Source organism: Rhodococcus sp. DMU2021 (genome assembly GCF_019641445.1).
GTDB lineage: Bacteria > Actinomycetota > Actinomycetes > Mycobacteriales > Mycobacteriaceae > Rhodococcus > Rhodococcus pyridinivorans.
On sequence record NZ_JAIFKB010000084.1, the window covers coordinates 1 to 1,334 of the forward strand.

General features: G+C 63.9%; 1 protein-coding gene and 1 other annotated feature. The gene reads right to left on the reverse strand.

All coding sequences use genetic code 11. The features are described from left to right. Positions 1 to 44: 44 nt before the first annotated feature. Positions 45 to 1,270, reverse strand: a protein-coding gene (locus K3M35_RS25730; protein ID WP_220667281.1) for an IS3 family transposase whose coding sequence is annotated in 2 segments (ribosomal slippage) — positions 45 to 988 and positions 988 to 1,270 — 1,227 coding nt in all. Because the reading frame shifts where the segments join, the coding sequence is not laid out codon by codon here. Next, positions 867 to 1,001 (reverse strand) — a sequence feature (AL1L pseudoknot). It overlaps the preceding gene by 135 nt. Positions 1,271 to 1,334 lie beyond the last annotated feature (64 nt).

Consider the following 1,334-nt stretch of genomic DNA (forward strand, 5'->3'; position numbering starts at 1 on the left):
TGTCAAGTCCCGAGTTTTGTTGAGGCTGAGCGTGTGTTCAGTTCTCAGGCCGCAGAAGCGGCTGGCGGTTGTGCGTAGTGGGCGGTCTCGACCTCGGCCGGAGTCCGATAGTCGAGCATGCCGTGGACCCGTTCGGTATTGAACCAATGCACCCACTGCGCCGTAGCGGCCTCGACGTCCTCCCGACCGGCCCAAGGACCGTCGAGGAAGATCAACTCGGCCTTGTACAGCGAGTTCAGCGCCTCCGCCATCGCGTTGTCATAGGAGTCGCCCTTCGATCCGACGGAGGCGACCGCCGCGGCCTGATCCAGAGTCTGGGCGTAGCGCAGTGCTCGGTATTGCACGCCGCGATCGCTGTGATGGACCAGGCCGGTGACGCCGTGGCCTGCACGGCGCCGTGCCCACAGGCCCATCTTCAACGCGTCGAGAGCCAGATCGGTGTACATCCGCGTCGAGGTCTGCCAACCAACAATCATGCGAGAGAACACATCCAGGACGAACGCGACGTAGACCCACCCGGACTGCGTGCGCACATACGTCAGATCGGCCACCCACAACTGGTTCGGCGCAGTGGCCGTGAAATCCCGCTCGACGAGGTCCCCAGGCCGATCGGTTTCCGGTGCCGGCTTCGTCGTCCGTGGCCATTTTCCGCGCACGGTGCCGCGGACACCGAGTTCGCGGCAGAGCCGCTCGATGGTGCAGCGGGCCACCTCGCGGCCCTCCCGGACCAGCTGGGCGTGAATCTTGCGGATCCCGTAGACCCGCATCCGTGGGTGGGAGTGGATGCGCATGATGTGTTCTTTGAGGACGGCATCGCGGCGTGCACGGGCGCTGGGTTCGCGACCGATGAAGGCGTAGTAGGTGCCCGGGGCGATCTTGACCTCGGTGTTCTCCGACAGAACGCGACAGATCGGTTCGATCCCCCAGCGGTGTTTGTGTTCGTCGATGAACGCGACGATCACTTCAGTCGGCGGTCGAACTCCGCCTTCGCGAAAAAAGCTGTGGCAGAACGTAATATTTCCATCGACTGACGTAGTTCGCGGTTCTCTTTCTCCAGGCGCCGGATGCGTGCTTCGGCATCGACGGGCTCGGTCGGGAGTTCGGCGTCTTCGGCCTTGCGCACCCAGGTCCGCAAGGCCTCCTTGTGGACGCCGGTCTGCTCGGCGATCCGGTTGATGGCGCCGGTGCGGGTATCGGGGTCGCGGCGGGCTTCGACGGCGAGTCGGGTCGCTCGCTCGCGCAGTTCCTGTGGGTATTTGTAGTTCGCCATGGTGAGTCTGGGGTGATCCTTCCGGGATATCTGGCTCACCCTCAATGAAACCAGGGACGATTCA